The sequence below is a fragment of the Nostoc favosum CHAB5714 genome, assembly GCF_020829495.1.
Taxonomy (GTDB): domain Bacteria; phylum Cyanobacteriota; class Cyanobacteriia; order Cyanobacteriales; family Nostocaceae; genus Nostoc; species Nostoc favosum.
This window is the reverse complement of the sequence record NZ_JAIVFQ010000024.1, coordinates 86,472-87,260: the sequence shown is the minus strand read 5'-3', so window position 1 is coordinate 87,260 and position 789 is coordinate 86,472. Positions and strand designations below refer to the sequence as shown.

The window sequence follows — 789 nt, the reverse complement described above, 5'->3', positions numbered from 1 at the left end:
GATAATGCTTCCAAAAATATAGAAATGGTCGGCATGGGGCATCGGCACGACCTTAAACGGACGGGGAGCGACCATAAGACTACGAAGAGTAGCTAGTTGCTGTGAGCCGCCAAGAATCACCGCACCTAAAGGTGCGGTGAGTATGTCAAGCAGTAGCCCCGTAACCACTTTGGGAAACCCCTCATCGGCATAAAGCAATACCACCCTTAAGCCGCCTCTTGCCGTGCGATCGCCGCTTCAATTTCTTCAGGATAAACCTCTGCATACAGCCATGCATTCACCAAATCAGCAGCAGTTAGCGTCGGGTAATCTTCTAACAAATAGGCTTCACTTGCCCCTTGATGGCGCAGGCTAACCAACAGCCAAACCGGAATCCGAGTCTGCCGAATACAGGCATCGCCCCCCATGACGCCCGGTGTTTTCTCAATGCCAATCAACCCATTGCCCAGACTCGCCGCCAAAATCTGAATTGCCTGTGCCTTTTCTTCCAAAGACAGGGCTAAAAGTTGAGGTTGTAGCTCTTTGAGTGTCATTGTGGGCATCAAGCTGAATACTTGAGATGACGATTGTTCTCTATTATAAGTAAGAACCAACGAACAAACAGCGTGAGACGTAGCACTGCTACGTCTCTACATTCTTTTTCGGAGATGTCTATTACCTCAAACAAAGTGCGATCGCTTGTGTGGTAGGCTATTTTCTGTACTTAAGATAGATATCTTTAAATTGATTGCTCCAGGGTTGACGTTTGGGTGTTTCGCGCAGTCTGTAGCAACTTCTGCCTTCCCTGTG

At 48.3% G+C, this 789-nt stretch carries 2 protein-coding genes; both read right to left on the bottom strand.

The genetic code is table 11. The features are described from left to right. Window positions 1-198 (bottom strand): hypothetical protein (locus tag LC586_RS17635; RefSeq protein ID WP_229486047.1); only part of this gene is annotated, 198 nt, incomplete at its 3' end. An 8-nt stretch (window positions 199-206) separates the two neighbouring features. Next, on the bottom strand, window positions 207-533 hold the full coding sequence (locus LC586_RS17630) for a DUF433 domain-containing protein (RefSeq protein ID WP_229486046.1): 327 nt from the start codon (window positions 531-533) through the stop codon (window positions 207-209). Window positions 534-789: the final 256 nt, after the last annotated feature.

What these genes read in the sequence shown, in the direction of transcription:
- LC586_RS17630 (WP_229486046.1), bottom strand. Translation starts at nt 533, where the DNA reads ATGACACTCAAAGAGCTACAACCTCAACTTTTAGCCCTGTCTTTGGAA.